We start from the raw sequence: 1,140 nt of genomic DNA, 5'->3' as shown, positions 1-1,140 counted from the left end.
GGCTTGTACAAGACCGAGGTCCAGAAGGCGCGGGACAGTCTGTTGGCGCAGGGAAAGCATCCTTCGGTCGACGCCGTGCGGGTGGCCTTGGGTAATACCGGCTCCAAAACCACCATCCACCGCTATCTGAAGGAGCTGGAGGCCGAGGACCGACCGCGCGTTGGCGCAACGGTGGCGATCAGCGATGCGTTGCAGGATCTAGTCGGCAAGCTGGCCGAACGCCTTCACGAGGAGGCCGAAGTCCGGATCACCGCAGCACAGGAATGTTTCGCGGCGGAACGCCAAACACTGACGGCGACCATAGAGCAGCACCGTCAAGAGGCCACGGCGCTCAGTACGCAGCTGCAGCGCACCGATATCGCCCTGCACGACGAAAAGACTGCCCACGAGCAGGTCCAGCAGGAGCTTCGCGATCGCGCGTTGCTCGTCCAACAGTTGGAGGAGCGGGTCGCCGGCATGACCGCTCGATTGACCGAGCACGAAGCGCACATCCAGTCGCTGGAAGACAAACACCAGCATGCCCGCGATGCCTTGGAGCACTATCGGACGGCCGTCAAGGAACAGCGCGATCAGGAGCAGCGCCGACACGAACACCAGGTGCAGGGACTGCAGGTCGAACTGCGACAAGCCAACGACACCATCACGAGCAAGAATCACGAGCTACTGCAGCTCAACCGCGAAAATGCCCGGATGACCGAGCATATCAATCAGCTCGATAAGGAGTTTCGCCAGTTCCGTACCGAGCATCAGAAACTGCAGTACGCCTACGACGCGAATTTGCCGCTGGCCAAGGAGCATCCAACCTTGCAGATGCGGTTGGCCCATGCCGAACAAGGGCAAGTGCATCTGCAAGCCCAACTCGCGGCGGCCGAAACTCAACTGACCACCGAACGGGACCACTGGCGAGAGGCGGAGACCCAGCGCGCCACCAGCCAAGCACGGTTGGACGTATTGGAAGAAACATTTGCTCGACTGCGCAGCGTCAGTACCTCTGACGCCCATGAGGCTGAAGTGGTACCTCGTGGGAATCCGGCATGATCGAACATCCGACGTCGCCAGCTGCGACGAAGATAGATCATTGTTATATATACTATTTTATCGCTTATTTTATACTATCGGGGGATGGGCACAATTAGCCAA

At 59.3% G+C, this 1,140-nt stretch carries 1 protein-coding gene; it reads left to right on the top strand.

The genetic code is table 11. The features are described 5' to 3' along the window. Positions 1-1,038: DNA-binding protein (locus tag C693_RS23240; protein ID WP_083868372.1), on the top strand; the 1,038-nt coding region annotated here is incomplete at its 5' end. Positions 1,039-1,140 lie beyond the last annotated feature (102 nt).

It is taken from the genome of Dyella ginsengisoli LA-4 (assembly GCF_000334915.1).
Taxonomy (GTDB): domain Bacteria; phylum Pseudomonadota; class Gammaproteobacteria; order Xanthomonadales; family Rhodanobacteraceae; genus Dyella_A; species Dyella_A ginsengisoli_A.
The sequence above is the reverse complement of the archived record's forward strand: the minus strand, read 5'-3'. Positions and strand labels throughout refer to the sequence as shown.